Source organism: Acinetobacter pecorum, from assembly GCF_014837015.1.
Lineage (GTDB): Bacteria > Pseudomonadota > Gammaproteobacteria > Pseudomonadales > Moraxellaceae > Acinetobacter > Acinetobacter pecorum.
Map to the genome: position 1 here is coordinate 37,636 of NZ_JACSPT010000015.1, position 18,242 is coordinate 55,877.

15 protein-coding genes are annotated in these 18,242 nt (G+C 42.4%); 5 read left to right on the forward strand and 10 right to left on the reverse strand.

Translation table 11 applies throughout. The annotated features are described in order from the left end of the window. Positions 1–113 precede the first annotated feature (113 nt). Together H9629_RS11430 and H9629_RS11435 are read left to right on the forward strand one after the other, a co-directional pair. Positions 114–848, forward strand: coding sequence for a phosphoadenylyl-sulfate reductase (locus H9629_RS11430; RefSeq protein ID WP_064101588.1), 735 nt, complete (start codon positions 114–116; stop codon positions 846–848). 172 nt (positions 849–1,020) lie between these two features. Next, positions 1,021–2,403, forward strand: coding sequence for a WS/DGAT/MGAT family O-acyltransferase (locus H9629_RS11435; protein ID WP_064095709.1), 1,383 nt, complete (start codon positions 1,021–1,023; stop codon positions 2,401–2,403). A 208-nt stretch (positions 2,404–2,611) separates the two neighbouring features. Here the strand turns inward: H9629_RS11435 and H9629_RS11440 are convergent, their stop codons facing one another. The 6 genes from H9629_RS11440 to H9629_RS11465 form a co-directional block, all read right to left on the reverse strand. After that, positions 2,612–2,785: a PA1571 family protein gene (locus H9629_RS11440; RefSeq protein WP_171255259.1), complete on the reverse strand. Its 174-nt coding sequence runs from the start codon at positions 2,783–2,785 to the stop codon at positions 2,612–2,614. A gap of 132 nt (positions 2,786–2,917) precedes the next feature. Next, on the reverse strand, positions 2,918–4,372 hold the full coding sequence (gene rng / locus H9629_RS11445; RefSeq protein WP_064101589.1) for a ribonuclease G: 1,455 nt from the start codon (positions 4,370–4,372) through the stop codon (positions 2,918–2,920). 39 nt (positions 4,373–4,411) lie between these two features. Beyond that, positions 4,412–4,978: a Maf-like protein gene (locus H9629_RS11450; protein WP_144724652.1), complete on the reverse strand. Its 567-nt coding sequence runs from the start codon at positions 4,976–4,978 to the stop codon at positions 4,412–4,414. Then, positions 4,966–5,457: a rod shape-determining protein MreD gene (gene mreD / locus H9629_RS11455; protein ID WP_064101591.1), complete on the reverse strand. Its 492-nt coding sequence runs from the start codon at positions 5,455–5,457 to the stop codon at positions 4,966–4,968. The genes H9629_RS11450 and mreD overlap by 13 nt, the downstream gene beginning before the upstream one ends. Then, positions 5,444–6,301, reverse strand: a complete 858-nt coding sequence (gene mreC, locus H9629_RS11460) for a rod shape-determining protein MreC (protein ID WP_064101592.1) — start codon at positions 6,299–6,301, stop codon at positions 5,444–5,446. The genes mreD and mreC overlap by 14 nt, the downstream gene beginning before the upstream one ends. A gap of 16 nt (positions 6,302–6,317) precedes the next feature. Further along, positions 6,318–7,364 carry a rod shape-determining protein gene (locus H9629_RS11465; protein ID WP_064095714.1) on the reverse strand — a complete coding sequence of 349 codons (1,047 nt, stop codon included), beginning with the start codon at positions 7,362–7,364 and terminating at the stop codon, positions 6,318–6,320. 132 nt (positions 7,365–7,496) lie between these two features. Between H9629_RS11465 and gatC the strand changes: the two genes are divergently transcribed. From gatC to gatB, 3 genes are read left to right on the forward strand one after another with little or no spacing between them, the layout of a single operon-like run. After that, the gene (gene gatC, locus H9629_RS11470) at positions 7,497–7,811 is read left to right on the forward strand and encodes an Asp-tRNA(Asn)/Glu-tRNA(Gln) amidotransferase subunit GatC (RefSeq protein ID WP_064095715.1); all 315 of its coding nucleotides are present in this window, start codon (positions 7,497–7,499) and stop codon (positions 7,809–7,811) included. A gap of 52 nt (positions 7,812–7,863) precedes the next feature. Then, a complete protein-coding gene (gene gatA / locus H9629_RS11475; RefSeq protein ID WP_064101593.1) occupies positions 7,864–9,342 on the forward strand; it encodes an Asp-tRNA(Asn)/Glu-tRNA(Gln) amidotransferase subunit GatA in 1,479 nt (492 codons plus the stop codon). Beyond that, on the forward strand, positions 9,342–10,823 hold the full coding sequence (gene gatB / locus H9629_RS11480; protein WP_191731107.1) for an Asp-tRNA(Asn)/Glu-tRNA(Gln) amidotransferase subunit GatB: 1,482 nt from the start codon (positions 9,342–9,344) through the stop codon (positions 10,821–10,823). Before gatA ends, gatB begins: the two co-directional genes overlap by 1 nt. A gap of 45 nt (positions 10,824–10,868) precedes the next feature. On the opposite strand, the gene H9629_RS11485 is transcribed toward gatB, so the two are convergent. From H9629_RS11485 to H9629_RS11500, 4 genes are all read right to left on the reverse strand, one after another. Beyond that, complete coding sequence (locus H9629_RS11485; RefSeq protein WP_064095718.1) at positions 10,869–12,665, reverse strand: NACHT domain-containing protein; 1,797 nt, start codon at positions 12,663–12,665, stop codon at positions 10,869–10,871. 308 nt (positions 12,666–12,973) lie between these two features. After that, positions 12,974–13,462: a hypothetical protein gene (locus H9629_RS11490; protein WP_191731108.1), complete on the reverse strand. Its 489-nt coding sequence runs from the start codon at positions 13,460–13,462 to the stop codon at positions 12,974–12,976. 163 nt (positions 13,463–13,625) lie between these two features. Beyond that, positions 13,626–15,674, reverse strand: coding sequence for a M13 family metallopeptidase (locus H9629_RS11495; RefSeq protein WP_191731109.1), 2,049 nt, complete (start codon positions 15,672–15,674; stop codon positions 13,626–13,628). Between the two features lie 191 nt (positions 15,675–15,865). After that, positions 15,866–17,872 (reverse strand): M13 family metallopeptidase, encoded by a 2,007-nt coding sequence (locus H9629_RS11500; RefSeq protein ID WP_225215798.1) that lies wholly within the window; start codon positions 17,870–17,872, stop codon positions 15,866–15,868. Between the last annotated feature and the right edge of the window lie 370 nt (positions 17,873–18,242).

Below are 18,242 nucleotides of genomic sequence, written 5' to 3' on the forward strand. Positions count from 1 at the left end.
TCATAACTATTTATTTTTTAGTGATAAGTCTGGTTAATCAATTCTATTAAAATAGAGGTGAAATTAATTTATATAGGCCATGTCTTTTCCAAGCCTATATCGCCAGGACTCTCATGACCATTATTCCTACTATTGATCGTATCGATGCACTTGCTTCCGAATATGCAGACAAATCACCTAATGAAATTTTGGCACTTGCCCTGAGCCAGCAAGGTGAAATCGCGATTTCATTTTCTGGTGCCGAAGATGTGGTATTGATTGATATGGCCTCTCATCTGGGGAAGCCGTTCCGGGTATTCAGTCTGGATACTGGCCGTTTACATGCAGAAACCTATCAGTTTATTGAAAAGGTTCGTCAGCATTATAATATTGATATTGAGATCTGTTTCCCGGAAACTGAGGCTATCCAGCAACTGACTACTGAAAAAGGCCTGTTCAGTTTTTACCGGGATGGTCACCAGGAATGTTGTGGAATCCGCAAAGTTCAGCCACTACGTAAAAAGCTGGCCACGTTGGACGGATGGATTACCGGTCAGCGTAAAGACCAAAGCCCGGGCACACGCAATGAAATTCCTGTAGTTCAGGCAGATCCAGGTTTTTCCGGTCCCGGAAAGCAGCTAATCAAATACAATCCTCTGGCAAACTGGTCCAGTGCTGATGTCTGGAGTTATATCCGCATGATGGAAGTGCCTTATAATGCCCTGCATGAAAAAGGTTTCGTTTCAATTGGCTGTGAACCCTGTACCCGCCCTGTCCTGCCAAATCAGCATGAACGTGAAGGTCGCTGGTGGTGGGAAGAGGCCACCCACAAAGAATGCGGGCTGCATGCCGGCAACTTGAAAAAGTGATCTAGCATAACCACCGACTCATCGGTGGTTTTTTTGTAAACGAAACATCTACAGAAAAATCAGTACCTTTCCACGACAAAACCGCTATACTTTGTAATGTCTATATTAATAATTCTAACAAGGTTGTTCGGATCAGAGCAGCTGAAGAAACTGCAGTGAGGCAATTTACGCTATGCGTCCATTACACCCGATTGATCTTATTTTCTTGACTTTAGAAAAACGACAGCAGCCTATGCATGTAGGTGGGCTATTTTTATTCCAGATTCCCGATAATGCACCCACTTCTTTTATTCAGAATCTGGTGAGGGATATTCAAAATTCAAAATCTACCCCTATTCCACCTTTTAACAACTATTTAAACGGATTATTTTGGGATGAAGACCAAGAGTTTGATTTAGATCATCATTTTCGTCATATTGCGCTGCCAAAACCGGGCCGTATCCGTGAACTGCTCACCTATATTTCACAAGAACATAGTGCCCTGATTGATCGCGCCAAACCTTTATGGACCTGCCATATCATTGAAGGTATTGAAGGTAACCGTTTTGCCATGTATTTCAAGATCCATCATGCCATGGTGGATGGAATTGCCGGCATGCGTCTGGTAGAAAAATCACTTTCATTTGACCCCCATGCCAAGAGTATTGTACCGCCGTGGTGTGTAGAAGGGCCACGTGCCAAACGCCTGAAAGCACCCAAAGTGAATGGCTTTAAAAATGTCTTGCAAGCCATTAAAGGACAATTGGAATGCGTGCCGCGAGTCGCTTATGAGCTGTCGCAAACCGTCATGAAAGATATGGGGCGTAATCCAGATTATGTGTCCAGCTTTCAGGCGCCAAGCTGTATTCTGAATCAACGCGTCAGTGCTTCTCGTCGTTTTGCCGCCCAGTCTTTTGAGTTTTCACGTTTACGCCATATTTCCAAGACATTAGGCGTGACCATTAATGACATTGTCCTCGCCATTTGCTCTGGGGCATTACGTGAATATTTATTATCACAAGATGCCCTGCCGAAAAAACCGTTAATTGCTATGGTTCCGGCTTCGCTGCGCAGTGATGATTCCGATATATCCAACCGTATTACCATGATTCTGGCCAATCTGGGTACCCATAAAGAAGACCCGCTGGAACGGCTCAAGATCGTACGTCGCAGTGTACTCAGTGCCAAAGAGCGCTTTAAACGTATGAATGCCAATCAGATTCTAAACTATAGTGCCTTTGTTTATGGTGCAGCAGGTCTGAATATTGCATCCGGTTTAATGCCGACACGTCAGGCTTTTAACGTGATTATTTCCAATGTGCCAGGACCACAAGAACCACTTTACTGGAATGGTGCGCGCCTTGAAGCGCTGTATCCTGCCTCCATTGTGCTCGATGGTCAGGCACTCAATATCACCATGACCAGCTATTTAGACAAACTGGAAGTTGGCTTGACCGCATGTCGGAATGCCTTGCCGAAAATGCAGAATTTGCTAACGCATCTTGAAGAAGAAATTCAACGATTTGAATTCATTATACAGGGCGAACCCGCCCCAAAGTTACAGGCGGTGAGCTAACCGCAGATGAATAAATAAAATAGCCAGGCTGACAAAGAGAATGATAATTTTTGCCAGTCCTTGCCAAAGAATAAAGGGACCAGATTGGTCCCTTTTCTTTATTTTTTAAATCTTTCTGATTTTTTTAGAATTTTTGGAGGATTTTCCTAGGTAGAAGAAAATCTCTTCAAATGATTTTTGCCCGCTTAGAAAACCGAAAACAAGATCATCAGCTTTTAATGGTACGGCACTGTTGCAGTAATTGATGACAGGCACTACGAATCATACTTGCGGTAATCTGAACTTCATTACCGCGTTCATCTACGATATAGCCTGCATGTACAGTCTTTGGTTCTAATACGTGTTTTAGGCCTTTATTGATTACTGCTTTACTCATATTCATCACACACTCCTTTTGCTAAGCCTGAAACTGGGAGAAACGGCTTTGGCTAATTCATGCATCTAGTATTGTAAATAAAGGCCCCGATGTAAAATTTCAGATGTAACAAGTGTTTAACGATATTCTGTTACAATTTCAGCTGAGAATGATATCGTATTGCTCTTGCGTATAGAGATTTTCCACCTGGAACTTAATCACGCGATTAATAAAATGCTCCAGATCAGCGACAGCCGGCGCTTCCACTGTTAACAAGCGATCAATAACAGCTGGATGCGCGACAACAGTAAAGCCACTCTGTGACTCATAAGCACGGGCATAGCGTAGAATTTCCCTGAATATTTCGTAACATACTGACTCGGCTGTTTTAACATAACCCCGCCCCTGACAGGTCGGACAAGACTCACACAGCAGATGCTCCAGCGATTCACGGGTCCGTTTCCGGGTCATTTCCACCAAGCCAAGTTCTGACACCTGAGTAATCTTGGTTTTGGCATGATCACGTTCCAGCATACGTTCAAACTGTTTCATCACTTCTTCACGATGCTGCGCTTCCTGCATGTCAATAAAATCAATGATGATAATGCCACCGAGATTACGCAAACGTAACTGACGTGCGATAACCTGCGTCGCTTCCATATTGGTTTTAAAGACGGTGTCTTCCAGCGAACGGCCACCAACATAAGAGCCAGTATTGACATCAATCGTAGCCATGGCTTCGGTCTGGTCAATCATTAAATAGCCACCAGACTTGAGCGCAACCCGGGTTTGCAATGCCTTCTGCAGATCTTCTTCGACATTATACAGGTCAAAAATTGGCCGTTCCCCCGGATAATGCAGCAAACGGTTTTTCATGTTCGGAACGAATTCTTCGACAAATTCCTGCAGCTTGGCATGAATCTCCCGTGAGTCTACATAAATTTTGGCCGTTTCTTCATTGGCCAGATCACGAATGACGCGTTGCGGCAAAGGCAATTCTTCAAAAATCAAAGAAGGTACCGCAATAATCTTTTGCTTGCGCTGGATGTATTCCCAGAGTTTGGCCAGATAAGCCATATCCTGCGCGATGGCTTCTTCTTCAATCCCTTCTGCCGCAGTACGCACAATCACTGAGCCCGGCAGCTTGTGCTCCACCTGAATCCGCTCAATGATAGAACGCAAACGATTACGCTCTTCTTCGGATTCAATCCGTTGCGATACCCCAATATGATTGCCATATGGCATCAAGACCAAATAGCGTGAAGGAATAGACAGGTCAGTAGACAGGCGTGCGCCTTTGGTACCGAGCATATCCTTCATGACCTGAACAGTGAGGGTCTGTCCCGGTTGCAGTAGCTCAAAAACATTCGGGGTTGGCTGATTGCGTGGCCAGACCATATCATTGATATGCAAAAATGCAGTACGCGAGAGTCCGATATCTACGAAAGCGGCCTGCATCCCGGGTAAAACCCGCACCACTTTTCCTTTATAGACATTTCCTACCAGACCACGCTTGGCGGTACGCTCGACAAACAGTTCATTGACCGTGCCGTTTTCAATTAACGCGACCCGACATTCCATCGGTGTGACGTTAATCAACAACTCGTCAGACATAAATACACTCAAAACATTATAAGAATTCTTTTTCAGCAGTTAATTTAGTGCCTTAACCGTCTGTAATAACTGTACTGTTTCATATAAGGGCAAGCCCACCACATTGGAATAACTGCCCTGTATTTTTGGAATATAACGTGCAGCAATTCCTTGAATTGCATAAGCCCCGGCTTTACCCAAAGGCTCACCTGTCGCCCAGTAACTTTCCATATCTGCAGCGCTCAGGATTTGAAATTCGACCTGTGTACGCACCACTATACTGTATTTTTCACACTTTGTACGAACACAGACGCCACTATACACATCATGCCATCGACCAGAGATTTTTGTCCATATTTCAATCGCATGTTCTTTAGATTCAGGTTTGCCCAGAATCTCCTGATCGACCCCTAAACTGGTATCCGCAGCAATAATGATGGCATCCGGATAGCGTTCGGCCACGGCATCCGCTTTGGCTCGTGCCAGACGCTCGACATAAGCAGCGACTGTCTCGCCCTCTTGTACCGATTCGTCAATTTCTGGACTATAAATATCAAATTGTAGCCCGAGTTGCTGTAACAACTCGCGACGTCGTGGTGAGCTGGAAGCTAGAACTATATGCGCCATTTTTTCAGCATATAATAAATTACTGGCCAGACCAGAATACTGGTGAGCATCGGAATCCAGTGCCGTGCAAAAGAAAATTGCATCCCGGCCATAATCTGGGCAAAAAAGATTATCAGCAAATACGCCACAATCGCCAGCCCCATAATCACCCAGAGATTATTGAAGGTCAGGATACGGCGTTCGCGGGTCAGAAAACGGGCTAAAAAGGCGATAATGATAAAGCTGAGTGCATTCAGACCCAAGGGGGCATCTAGCAGCAAATCCATAAAAATACCGGTGCCGAAGGCAAACCAGATTCCGCACCAGGTTGGCTGGCACAGCACCCAGAATAGCATGATCATCAGCATGAACAGCGGACGCCAGCCCGAGAGATTATAGGAAAGTGGATAGACCATTAAAATGGAAGCTACAATCACCGAAATGACAATAGCCATTAAAGGATCACGATGCTTTCTAGACTTCATCCTAGCGATTGACATGCGGTTGCTCCATCGCTAATGAATCGGAAAATAACACCACCACGTGATGTCCACCGGCCAGCTGGGCGGCAGGTGTGACATCAATCTGGGCAAACTCTCCGGAATTATGCCGTTGTACTTTAGACACCTGCCCCACCAGATAACCTGCCGGAAAATGTTGTCCCAAGCCCGAACTATAGACTTTTTCACCGACCTTGATATTGGCACTGGTCGGCACATATTCCATTTTCAAACGTCCCAGATCACCTGTGCCCGAGACAATGGCACGCATGCCCGTACGTTCCAGACGCACTGACAGTGAATGCTCTTTATCAGACAGCAGCATGACCCGGCTACTATGCGGATAGACATTGATAATCTGTCCCATGATACCCTTGTCGTCCAGTACCGTTTGCCCGACTTTTAGCTGGCTTTTAGCACCCCGGTTGATCACGATAATATGCCGCAATGGATCGGCATCGGTGCCAATCACTTCCGCAATTTCGATACGTCCATCAATGATTAGCGGTGTGTCCAATAGACCGCGCAAACGGGTATTTTCGGCAGAAAGTTCAGAGATTTTTTGTAAGCGTACCTGTGCCTGTAACAGCTCGGCCTGCATCGCGGTATTTTCCCGGCGCAACTGAGCTTCAGACTTGGTTTGTTGATTTAACCACTCTCGCGACAATACCGGATAACTGGCCACCGCATAAATAGGATTATAAGCAGCGTACAAGACATCCCTTGCAGGTTGAACAACATGTGGCATGCGCCAATCAAAGAAAAGCACCACCAGGCATGTCACCAATGCAATGATAAAAGAGCGAAAAGATGGCGGTTGTCGAGAAAACAGATGTGCTTGCACCCGCCGGATCCTTTTCTTAGCCTACGAATAACATGTCATGATTTGGGTTGTCGAAAAATTCGAGGACCTTGCCGCCACCGCGTGTCACACAAGACAGTGGATCTTCTGCAACCACAACAGGCAAACCGGTTTCTTTAGCCAGCAGCTTGTCCAGGTTACGCAGCAATGCACCACCACCGGTTAACACGATACCGCGTTCGGCAATGTCCGAAGAAAGCTCAGGAGGCGTGTGTTCTAGTGCCGATTTCACCGCAGCAACGATATTTTGCAATGGATCAGAAATGGCTTGGGTAACTTCGTCAGAATTAACCACGATTGCGCGAGGCACACCTTCTGCGAGGTTACGGCCACGAACTTCAATTTCAAGCGGTTTAGCGCCTTCATCTGGCAACGCCATACCCACTTCTTTTTTGATCACTTCAGCCGTGGTTTCGCCGATCACACAGCCATGCGCTTTACGCACATAGTTAATGATCTGCTCATCAAATACATCACCGCCAATACGTAAAGAATCGGCATAAACACAACCCTGCAGCGAGATAATTGCAATTTCAGTGGTACCACCGCCCACATCAACCACCATCGAACCACAAGCCTGCTCGACTGGCATCCCTGCACCAATCGCTGCTGCCATTGGCTCTTCGATTAAACGCACATCACGTGCACCCGCATTAAACACGGCTTCACGAATGGCACGGCGCTCAACCAGGGTCGATTTACATGGCACACAGACCACGACACGCGGTGCCGGAGTAAATAAACGGTTTTCATGTACTTTGCGAATGAACTGATTCAGCATGGTCTCAGTGACTTCAAAATCCGCAATCACACCGTCTTTCATCGGACGGATCGCTGAGATATTGGCTGGGGTACGACCTAGCATTTGCTTCGCTTCAAGACCGACTGCCGCAACAATTTTATGTGAACCACTATGACGGATGGCTACAACCGTCGGTTCATTTAATATAATGCCTCGTCCTGGCGCATAAATAAGTGTATTTGCTGTACCTAAATCAATGGCAAGATCGGGCGAAAACAAGCCTATTAGTCGTTTTAGAATCACGGGGACGTTCTCAGTTAAACTTTATATGGACGCAAGGTGGCCACTTTAACTAAATGTGATGATTTGGACAAGTCAATCGCTTATCATAACGCATGATAATTTGAATTTTTTTAATACTGATTAGGTAATATTATGTCTACATCGGATGCACAGCATTCTGCAGATTTAAGTGCAGAAACAGTTTCAGCTATTGCCAACCTTGCACGGTTATCTCTCAATGATACGCAATCTGCTGAATATGCTCAAAGTTTAAATAAAATTTTAGGCATGATGGAAACCCTGAAAGGCATCAATACCGATGGTGTTGAACCCCTGAAAAGCCCTTTCGACCACCCTCAGCCGCTACGTGATGACGTGGTTACCGAAACCAATCATCGTGAGCAATACCAAGCAGTTGCACCAGCTGTTCAGGATGGCTTGTACCTCGTACCGCGCGTGATTGAGTAATTACTACCCAGTTCATTCTTTTTATTAAATTAAACGTAAAGAATTATTTCTCATGACAGATTTACATCGCTTATCTATTCGTGAACTTAGTGAAGGTCTGGCAAATGCCCAGTTTTCATCTCGCGAATTGACTGAACACTACTTAAAGCGCATTGCAAAAATTGATGCACAGGTCAAGGCTTATGTGACGGTAACTGCTGAACAGGCATTGGCTGAAGCTGATGCTGCCGATGCTGCAATCAAATCTGGTAATGCCTCTGCCCTGACTGGTGTGCCAGTTGCCCACAAAGACATTTTCTGTACCCAGGGCATCAAGACCACTGCCGGTTCTAAAATGCTGGACAATTTTATCTCTCCTTACGATGCGACCGTAGTAGCGAAAGGCAAAGCTGCGGGCCTGGTCACTTTAGGTAAAGTGAACATGGACGAATTCGCAATGGGTTCGACCTCTGAAAACTCATACTACGGCGCAACGGCTAACCCTTGGAACCTGGGTCATGTCCCTGGCGGTTCTTCAGGTGGCTCTGCAGCAGCTGTAGCAGCCGATCTTGCTCCGTTTGCAACTGGTACTGACACCGGCGGTTCTATCCGTCAACCTGCGTCATTCTGTGGCCTGACCGGCCTTAAACCGACCTATGGCCGAGTATCACGTTTCGGTATGATTGCCTATGCCTCATCACTGGATCAAGGCGGTCCGATGGCACGTTCGGCAGAAGACTGTGCTTACCTGATGAATGTGATGGCCGGCCATGATGCCAAAGATTCAACCTCAATGGACAAAGACGTTGATGACTATGTGGCAAATCTGAACGCCACATCTGTAAAAGGTTTGCGCATCGGTATTCCAAAGCAATACTTCAATGTGGAAGGTCTGGATGCAGACGTAAAAGCACGGGTTGAAGAATCCTTAAAAAAACTGGAAGACATGGGCGCAATTCTGGTTGAGATTGATCTCGATATGACAGAAAGCTATGTGCCGACTTACTATCTGATCGCGCCTGCTGAAGCCTCTTCGAATCTGTCACGTTATGACGGCGTGCGTTATGGCTACCGTGCAGAAAACCCGGTGGACCTGATGGACCTGTACAAGCGTTCACGTTCAGAAGGATTTGGTGCAGAAGTGCAACGCCGTATCCTGATTGGTACGTATGCCCTGTCTGCAGGTTATTACGATGCTTACTATGTAAAAGCACAGAAAGTACGCCGCCTGATCCAGCAAGATTTCCTCAAAGCATTTGAATCTGTCGATGTCATCGCAGCACCTTCTGCGCCAACGACTGCCTATAAAATTGGTGCGGATTTAACGCCAGTTGAAATGTACCTGGGCGATATTTATACGCTTGCGGTAAACCTGGCAGGTCTTCCTGCGATTAACGCGCCTGTCGGTTTTGACCAGAACAACTTGCCAGTTGGCTTACAGCTGATTGGTACTTACTGGTCAGAATCTCAATTGTTGTCTGTGGTACATCAGTATCAACAGGCCACAGATTGGCATACACAACGCGCTGCAATTGCTGAGGAGAACGCATAATGGCTCAAGCTCAAAAATCGGCTAAACCGAAATCCAACCTGATTGATGGCTGGGAAGTCGTTATTGGTATCGAGATTCACACTCAGCTTGCCACCAATACCAAAATTTTCTCAGGTTCATCGACTGTTTTTGGTAATGATCCAAACACCCAAGCCAGCCTGGTTGATTTGGCCATGCCGGGCGTATTGCCGGTATTGAACAAAGAAGTGGTTGATCTTGCGATTCGCTTTGGTCTGGGTATCGATGCTTACATCGACCAGGCTTCTGTGTTTGCGCGTAAAAACTACTTCTACCCGGATTCTCCAAAAGGCTATCAGATCAGCCAGATGGACAACCCGATTGTGGGCTTGGGTCATATCGACATCCAGCTTGAAGATGGCACGGTTAAACGCATTGGCGTAACCCGTGCGCATTTAGAGGAAGATGCAGGCAAATCGATTCATGACCAGTTTGAAGGCATGTCTGGTATCGATTTAAACCGTGCCGGTACGCCACTACTTGAAATTGTTTCTGAACCAGATATGCGTTCGGTTGAAGAAGCGGTTGCTTATATCAAAGCGATTCACACGCTTGTGCGCTGGTTAGGCATTTCCGACGGTAATATGGCGGAAGGTTCGTTCCGCTGTGACTGTAACGTGTCGTTACGTCGTCCGGGTCAACCGTTTGGTACACGTTGTGAATTGAAAAACCTCAACTCATTCCGTTTCATTGAACAAGCGATCAATGTTGAAATTGAACGTCAAATGGAAATTCTGGACTGGGATGGCACCATTGATCAGGAAACGCGTCTGTTCGACCCGGTAAAGATGGAAACGCGTTCAATGCGTTCTAAAGAAGAAGCGAACGATTACCGCTACTTCCCTGACCCAGACTTGTTGCCTGTGGTGATTGCTGATGAGCAAATCGAAGCCATTAAAGCAACCATGCCTGAGCTTCCTGCTGCACGCCGTGCACGTTTCGTGGCGGACTTTGGTGTGACTGAGTACGATGCACACGTTTTAACGCTTACACGTGAAATGTCAGAGTTTTACGAAGAAGTCGTCGCTGCTGCTGGCGGCGCTGCACAAGGTAAAGTGTCTGCAAACTGGGTGATGGGCGAATTCTCAGGGGCGCTAAACAAAGCAGGCTTAGATTTGGCGGATTCTCCTGTATCTGCGGAAAAACTTGGCGGTATGATCGCGCGTATTGTGGATAACACGATTAACGGTAAGATCGCGAAGCAAGTATTCGGCTTTATGTGGGAAGAAGGCAAATCTGCGGACGAGATTATTGCTGAAAAAGGCTTGAAACAGGAAACTGATACAGGTGCGATTGAAGCGATTATTAAGGAAGTGCTTGCTGCCAACGAGAAGATGGTTGAAGAGTATAAATCTGGTAAAGAGAAAGCTTTCAATGGTCTGGTTGGTCAAGTCATGAAAGCAGCAAAAGGTAAAGCGAACCCTGCGCAAGTGAACGGATTAATGAAGAAATTGATTGGTTAATCTGATTTTTTCTTAAAAGAAAACCCGCTTTAGAGCGGGTTTTTTTCATATTAAATCTAGGAAACTTTGATCTTCCTGATTATCAATTTCAACTTTACATTCTTGCAGCTGTTTTTCAAATTTTTTATAAATATTATCAATTAAGTTACTATTTTCATTACGAAAAAATTTTGACACTTTATTTATTTTGATTTCATGATCTAAAATTGGCATAGTTTGCATAAATCTATTTACACCATAATTATTAAGATTAATAAAAATTGCACTTGATGCTTCCCGACACGAAATTAAGTGATCATACAATAAATGATATAAATAATTACCATGCTTATCATCTAAGGTTTGAGTAATATCTACCATCGAAATTGTTGCTTCTACATAGTTCACAGTTTCATGTGAATTATCTAAATCTGCTTCCAAATGATAAACATCATACCCCTCCTCTAAAGAAACATTTAAGCTATTTTTAAAAGATTCAAGGTTAGGATAAATTTCAAAAAAACACTCTAATGATGGTTTTAATAAATACTTTTTATATCTATAACTATCAATTTCTGATAAAAATCTAATCTCAGATTTATATTTTTTTCCTTTTTCATCTAATAGTTTATAAGTCTGTTCAGCTAAGTCTTGAGGCCTTTTCTTAAAAAAAGAAGCCACAAAAAATTCCTGAATAGAGCGATGAATAAAACTGTAGTTATTACCATCACGAATAATTAAACATAAATTTTTACTAATATCTTCCAATAAAGCTGAAGGATCTTCTTTTGGGAATTTCTTAGTTATTGATTTTTTAATACATTCCAAAAGATCCTGTCTACTATTAAAAATTAATTTATTTTCATTTTTAGAAATAAAGCACAAAATTTCAAACCACTCTTGTAGCTCACTTTCATTTAAATTACTTTTAAATTCTCTCTGGTATCCTGGCTTAGTTCGATCATGCTTATAAATTAAAACACTAAATAACTCTTCATAAAATTTGGAAAGACTGTCAGGAATAATTAATTTTGCTCTATAAGTCATTACAAAAAGAGTAACCATTAAAGGAGTTTTTAATAACTCATCAACTTTTAATGGGCTTTCTTGCAAAGCATTTACAAGATTGTCGAATGAGTCATCATCATCTACAAGTTTTCTAATTAAACCTATTATTTCATCATCATCATAAGGTCTTATACTTAGTACCTTAAAAAAATTACTCGATTGAATGGCATTATCTGGTCGTGAAGTTATTACGATTTGAGTTTGTGGATATTGTTGACTAATACTCTCAAGATCTTTAATTACATTTGATACATCTTTTTCTTTTAACTCATCAAAACCATCAAGCAATAAAACAATTTTTCCAGATTTTAACACCCAATTTAATAATTCATCACTAACTGAAAAAACCCATGAACTAATTGCTTCTTTTATATGACTTAAAATCTCAGCTTTTTCATTTAATTTTCTTAATTCAATAAAAATTGGGATTCTTTTTTCCCCTTGATATTCCCTATAAGTCAAATATCTTAATAAAATTGACTTGCCTTGACCTGCAACACCCTCAATTACGAAATTTTTTAATGAAATATCTTCTATAGTTTCAGCTTTTATATACCCCTTATCGCTATTAATATAGGGTGGATAATAAAATAAATTTAAATCAATAGCTTCATCTCCTTTATAGATTGTTTTTACCTTCTTTATATTCTCTATTTTACTTTCTAACTTCCCAGAAATATCATTCAACTTTTGTTTTTCAAGATGAAATTTGGTTTCTTTTTTTACAAAATCATAAAGATCATTAAGTGGCTTATTTATCACTTTAAATAGAGCTGACAATGAAGGATCTACCATACAAAAACTCATTTTGAAATATTAATTATTGACCAAATAATAACTTATTTATAAAACACATTAAAGCCATGAATTTTCTAAAGATTAATTTCAAAACTCTTAAGTGTATCAATCCCTCAAAGTCGTTTTTTATACGTGACTAGTACCCTCATCCCCCGCCTTCTCTTGCACTTCGCTTAAAGCAGTGCTTTAAGCTCGTTCAGGGAGAAGGAGCTTTCATTACAAATTATTTGCCGTTATAAATTTAGTATTGAAAGTTCCCTCTCCTCTTAGGAAAGGGTTAGGGAGAGGTGATTAAGAATCCCAGTTCATAGTCCCACCTTATTCAGCAAATCCGGTGTCAAAAAAGTCTGTACCACACGATTTAAATCGATATAACGCAGCACACCTTTGAGCTGGTTATTGATTTCAGGATTCTTTAAAATTTCCTCTCCTGTGGTTTTGCCCAAAGCCTGAAAACTGTCTCCAACTGCCTGTAAACCTTCAGCCTGAATCATCGCCTTGGTTTGTGCTGAACATTGCTCAACTAAAATGCGCTGCAACACCGTCGCCAGATTCTTGTCTAATGCTTCCTTTTGAGTAGCGGTTACATTGCTAAAAGCCTTTAAGTCCGGATGATTACCCAATGCCACAAAGGTCCATTGCAAGACCGTGGTTTTATCCGTGGCTGTAGTGGATTTCATCAAACAGTCACTGAGCTGGTTGACTGTCGGACCAGCCAATGTCAGCTGAGTTACACCCAATAATACGGTTGCCATGAAAAATGCACGAAGACCAGATAAACTTTTCACGCCCATAACCCTCTCCTTTTTTACCCGTTCAATCTGCTTGAACAAAACACTATTTTGTAGCATGGAAAAGGGCAGCGAACCTGTTATGAGTCTGTAACCGACTATCAAGCATAAAAAAATCCTGACATCTATCAGGATTTTTTCAGGATCTATTCATCCAATAATATGCTTACCAGATTTTCACGCGCTTATCCGCTTCCAAATACATTTTGTCGCCTTTTTTCACGCCAAAAGCCTCATAGAATGGGTCTTGATTCAGCAATGTTGCACGACCACGAATCGGTGCTGGCGAGTGTGGGTCGGTTTTTAACAATTGCAGGGTCAATTCTGGACGTACTTTGGCACGCCATGCTTGCGTCCAACCCATATAGAAACGCTGATCACCCGTATAACCATCAATCACCGGTGCTGGCTTACCATCTAGTGACAACTGATATGCTTTATACGCCACGGCAAGTCCAGAGTTATCAGCAATGTTTTCACCTAAAGTCAGCTCACCGTTTACGAAATAACCCGGCAACGCTTCATAGCTGTTGTATTGCTCCACCAAAGCTTTGGTTTTCTCTTTAAACTTTTTTTCGTCTTCTTCAGTCCACCAGTTTTTCATATTGCCATCAGCGTCAAAGCGACTGCCTTGGTCATCAAAGCCATGGCTAATTTCATGCCCAATCACTGCCCCAATCGCCCCATAGTTCACAGCATCATCGGCATCCATATCAAAAAATGGCGGTTGTAAAATGGCTGCTGGGAAAACAATTTCATTGCCCATTGGGTTGTAATACGCATTTACCGTTTGTGGTGTCATATGCCATTCTTCACGATCGACGGGGTTAGCCAGTTTACCGAGCTGAATGTCATACATAAAATCGTTTGCACGACGTAAATTGCCAATCAGGTCACCCTCTTTAATCTCAAGCTTGCTGTAATCACGCCATTGGTTTGGATAACCAATTTTCACACGGAAGTTTTTGAGCTTATGGTGCGCTTGTGCTTTGGTCTCTGCCCCCATCCAGTCAAGTTGAGACAGATTTTGCTCAAAGGCTAACATCAAGTTGTCGACCAATTTTTCCATACGCTGTTTCTTTTCAGGTTGGAAATACTTCGCCACATAAACTTGACCTAAGCTTTCACCGAGTACGGTATTGGTTAAGTCCACACCACGCTTCCAACGTGCACGCTGCTCCATGACACCGCGTAAAGTTTTGCTGTACATATCGAAGTTTGCATCAGCAAAAGCTTGGCTTAAATAGGGTGAACTGCCATTAATAACATGGAATTTTAAATAGCTTTGCCAAACGCTTAGTGGTGTACTGCTTAAGATAGTATTAAGGTCTTTAAAGTAACTTTCTTGCGTCACAATAAAGGTTTTTGCCTTCTTATCTAAACTAGTCGCTTTAAAGTAAGTTTTCCAATCAAATGCCGGGGTTAACTGTTGTAATTGCTTTAATGTATAGATGTTATACATTTTTTCGTAATCACGGTTTTGCACGTTATCCCACTGAATTTTGGCAATGGCAGTTTCAAGTGCCAAAATTGATGCCGCTTGTTTGGCAGCATCCGCTTGTGATTCACCCGCCAAGGTCAATACTTTAACAATATGCTGTTCATAAGCTTCACGGGCTTTTTTTAGTTTTTCATCGTCTTTTAAATAATAATCTCGGTCAGGTAAACCTAGACCAGATTGACCAAAGAACAATGCATGCTGGTCAGATTTTTTTAAATCTGGAATCACACCAAAATCAAACGGTGTTGTGACATGTTGTTTAGCAAACTCTGCCAAGACTAAAGTAAAATCTTTTTGATTTTTAATGCCTGCAATTTTATTCAGCTCAGGCGCCAATGGTTCAAGACCTTTACGATTTAAAGTGTCAGTGTCCATATAGCTCGCATATAAGCTACCGACCTTGTGTTCATTGCTACCCACAGCAGCTTTGCTTTTTGCTAACTCTTCGACAATATCATGCAACTGCTGGGTCGAATTTTCACGCAAAATGGTAAATGCACCCCAGTTTGGCATATCAGCAGGGATTTCTTCATTGTCTAGCCAGTGACCATTCACATGCTGATAGAAGTCCTGTTGTGGTGCAATTTTTTTATTAAAATGCTGTTGGCTTACCCCTGAGCTAAGTGCTGTAACAACGGTTTGATCGGAAGCATAATTTGCAGAGGAAACTGCCAGCAAGGCACTTACCAGGGCGGATTTTAGAAAAACTTTCAAAGCTTGTTATCCTCGCGCTTCATTGCGCAGTTGAGTTATCAATATGTGTGGATTTCATCATCGAACACTTAAGTCTTTATAAGCAGCATATATGCCAGTTTTGAAACAGGTTTTTGCTCTACATAATGTTCTTTTTCAAGAAAAACAGGCATGTTTCTTTTCAGGTTGACAGACCTATTTTTCTCATTCTGTTACCAGATGGATATCCGTTTTTCTGGAGGTAAATACATCTTGTCACCTTCTTTAATTTCGAAAGCCTCATAGAAACTCTGTTGATTACGTACAGCGCCATTTCCACGCACGGGTTCCGGGGCATGGAGGGCAAGATTCAGACTATTCAACAGATATTCAGGATTACTCTTGCTGCGCCATACCTGTGCCCAACCCATATAAAAGCGCTGATCCCCACTAAAGCCATCAATGACAGGTGCTGGCTGACTTTTAAGGGATAATCTATAAGCCATATGTGCGACACCTAACCCCAGGTTATCTGCAATATTTTCACTTGTATTTAATTCAGCATTTACCTTGTATCCGGGTAATGCTTCATACTGTTTATATTGCTCGACCAAGGCTTTGGTACGTTCATTAAATTTTTTACGGTCATGCTCGTTCCACTTTTCTCCACCCTTACCTTTTGCATCAAAATGACTGCCCTTATCATCAAAACCATGACTAATCTCATGTGCAATCACAGCGCCTATGGCCCCATAATTGACCGCAGGATCATGGCTTGTATCATAATAAAATGGAGGGTGCCAGATTGCCGCTGGTAGCACGATTTCATTGAGTTGGGCGTTATAGTAGGCATTTGCCGATTGCGACAACATGTACCAGGTTTCCGGATCAATGGCCTGTCCTACCTTGTCCAGTTCACGTTGAAAATTTAATATTCGGGTACGCTGGATATTTCCGATCAGATCATCTTTACGAATTTCCAAGGCTGAATAGTCGCGCCATGTTTTTGGATAGCCAACTTTGACATTAATACTATCCAGTTTATGGCGCACTTCTCTTTTGGTATCCGCTCCCATCCAACTGGCTTGATCAAGTTTTAGATGAAATGCTTTACGGATATTTTCCACCATTTCCAGCATGGCCGGGCGTTGTGTTTCATCAAAATACTTTTCTACATAAAGCTTGCCAAGAATATTCCCTAAAATGCCGTTGGTCAGTTCAAGAGCAGATACATCACGTGGAGAACGCGTTTGGATTCCATTTAAAGCAGTATAATAAAAGTCAAAATAATGTTTCTGAAAAACTTCAGTTAAATATGGTGAATAACTGTTGATCAAATTAAATTTCAAATAGGTTTGCCAGGTTTCGATCGGAATGACCTTCCATAATTCGTCCAGTTGTCGTAAATAATCAACCTGAGAGATAGCAACCTCTTTTCCTATACCTTTTAGGCCTAGTTCTGAAAAATAACTCATCCAGTCAAAAGAAGGCATGAAGGTAATAACATTTTTAGGTGCAAAGATATAGGTTTTCACCTCATCATGGCGTAACTCCGTGGCTGACCAGCTAATTTTTGCCAATGCCTTTTCCAAAGCCAGGATGGTGCGTGCATCTTCAATCGGCTTGGGCTGACCGGCAAAATTTAAGGTATTGGCAACATACAGCAGATAAGTATTCCGAAGTTCTTGGTGGCGTGGTTGCTCGCTCAGATAAAAATCACGGTCAGGCATGCCCAATTCACCCTGCCCCACAAACATCAAAGCCCTTGAAGACGCTTTTCGGTCCTGATGAAAATCGGTAGAAAATGGCAAGTTCAGGTCAATTTTTTCTGCATAGGCAAAGAATTCTGCCAGATCTTTTTTAGTCCTGATATTTTCAATCCGCTGCAAGTCTTGTTGTAATCCTGCTAACCCAATGTGCTCCAGACGTTTGCTATCCATATAACTGGCGTATAAATCTGCGACTTTTTGTTCATTGCTGCCTTGCGGATGCTGCTTTTTAGCCAGTTCATTAAAAATGGTAAATAACTGATGACTTGACTTCATACTCAATTCGGCAAATGCACCTGATAGGGCCTGATCTTCAGGAATTTTTGCAGTTTTCAGCCAGTTTCCATTTACGAACTGATAAAAATCCTGCTTTGGGTCTACTGTCCTATCAATAGAGCTAAGATCAATTGCTGACTTTAAGTAAGTCGTAGTCACTGCATGATTCATTGGTGAAGCTATAAATGCACCCATAAAAATCAAGTGACTTAAAATATATTTTCTCAAGCGATAAATCTCATTATTTTATATGGTTGAAATCAATTGGTTTTTTATTTTTTAACGCATTGTCCTCTATATTCAAAACTGAATAGTTTTAAGCAAAGGATGTACCAATATAACTCATTATATATGGTTGAATAATCTTAAATTTAATCAACAGAAATAATAAATAAATTCCCGATAATGACTACTACCTGATATGAAAGCTTCTTTTTATTTCTGGCCTGCTAAATTTTTTAATATCACCATAGCAGTCATTATTCATTTTTCTAACCCCATAAAAGCAAAATATTTTATCAGTTTTAGAGCTATTTTTAATATTCTCTATCTTGGTGCTTATAAG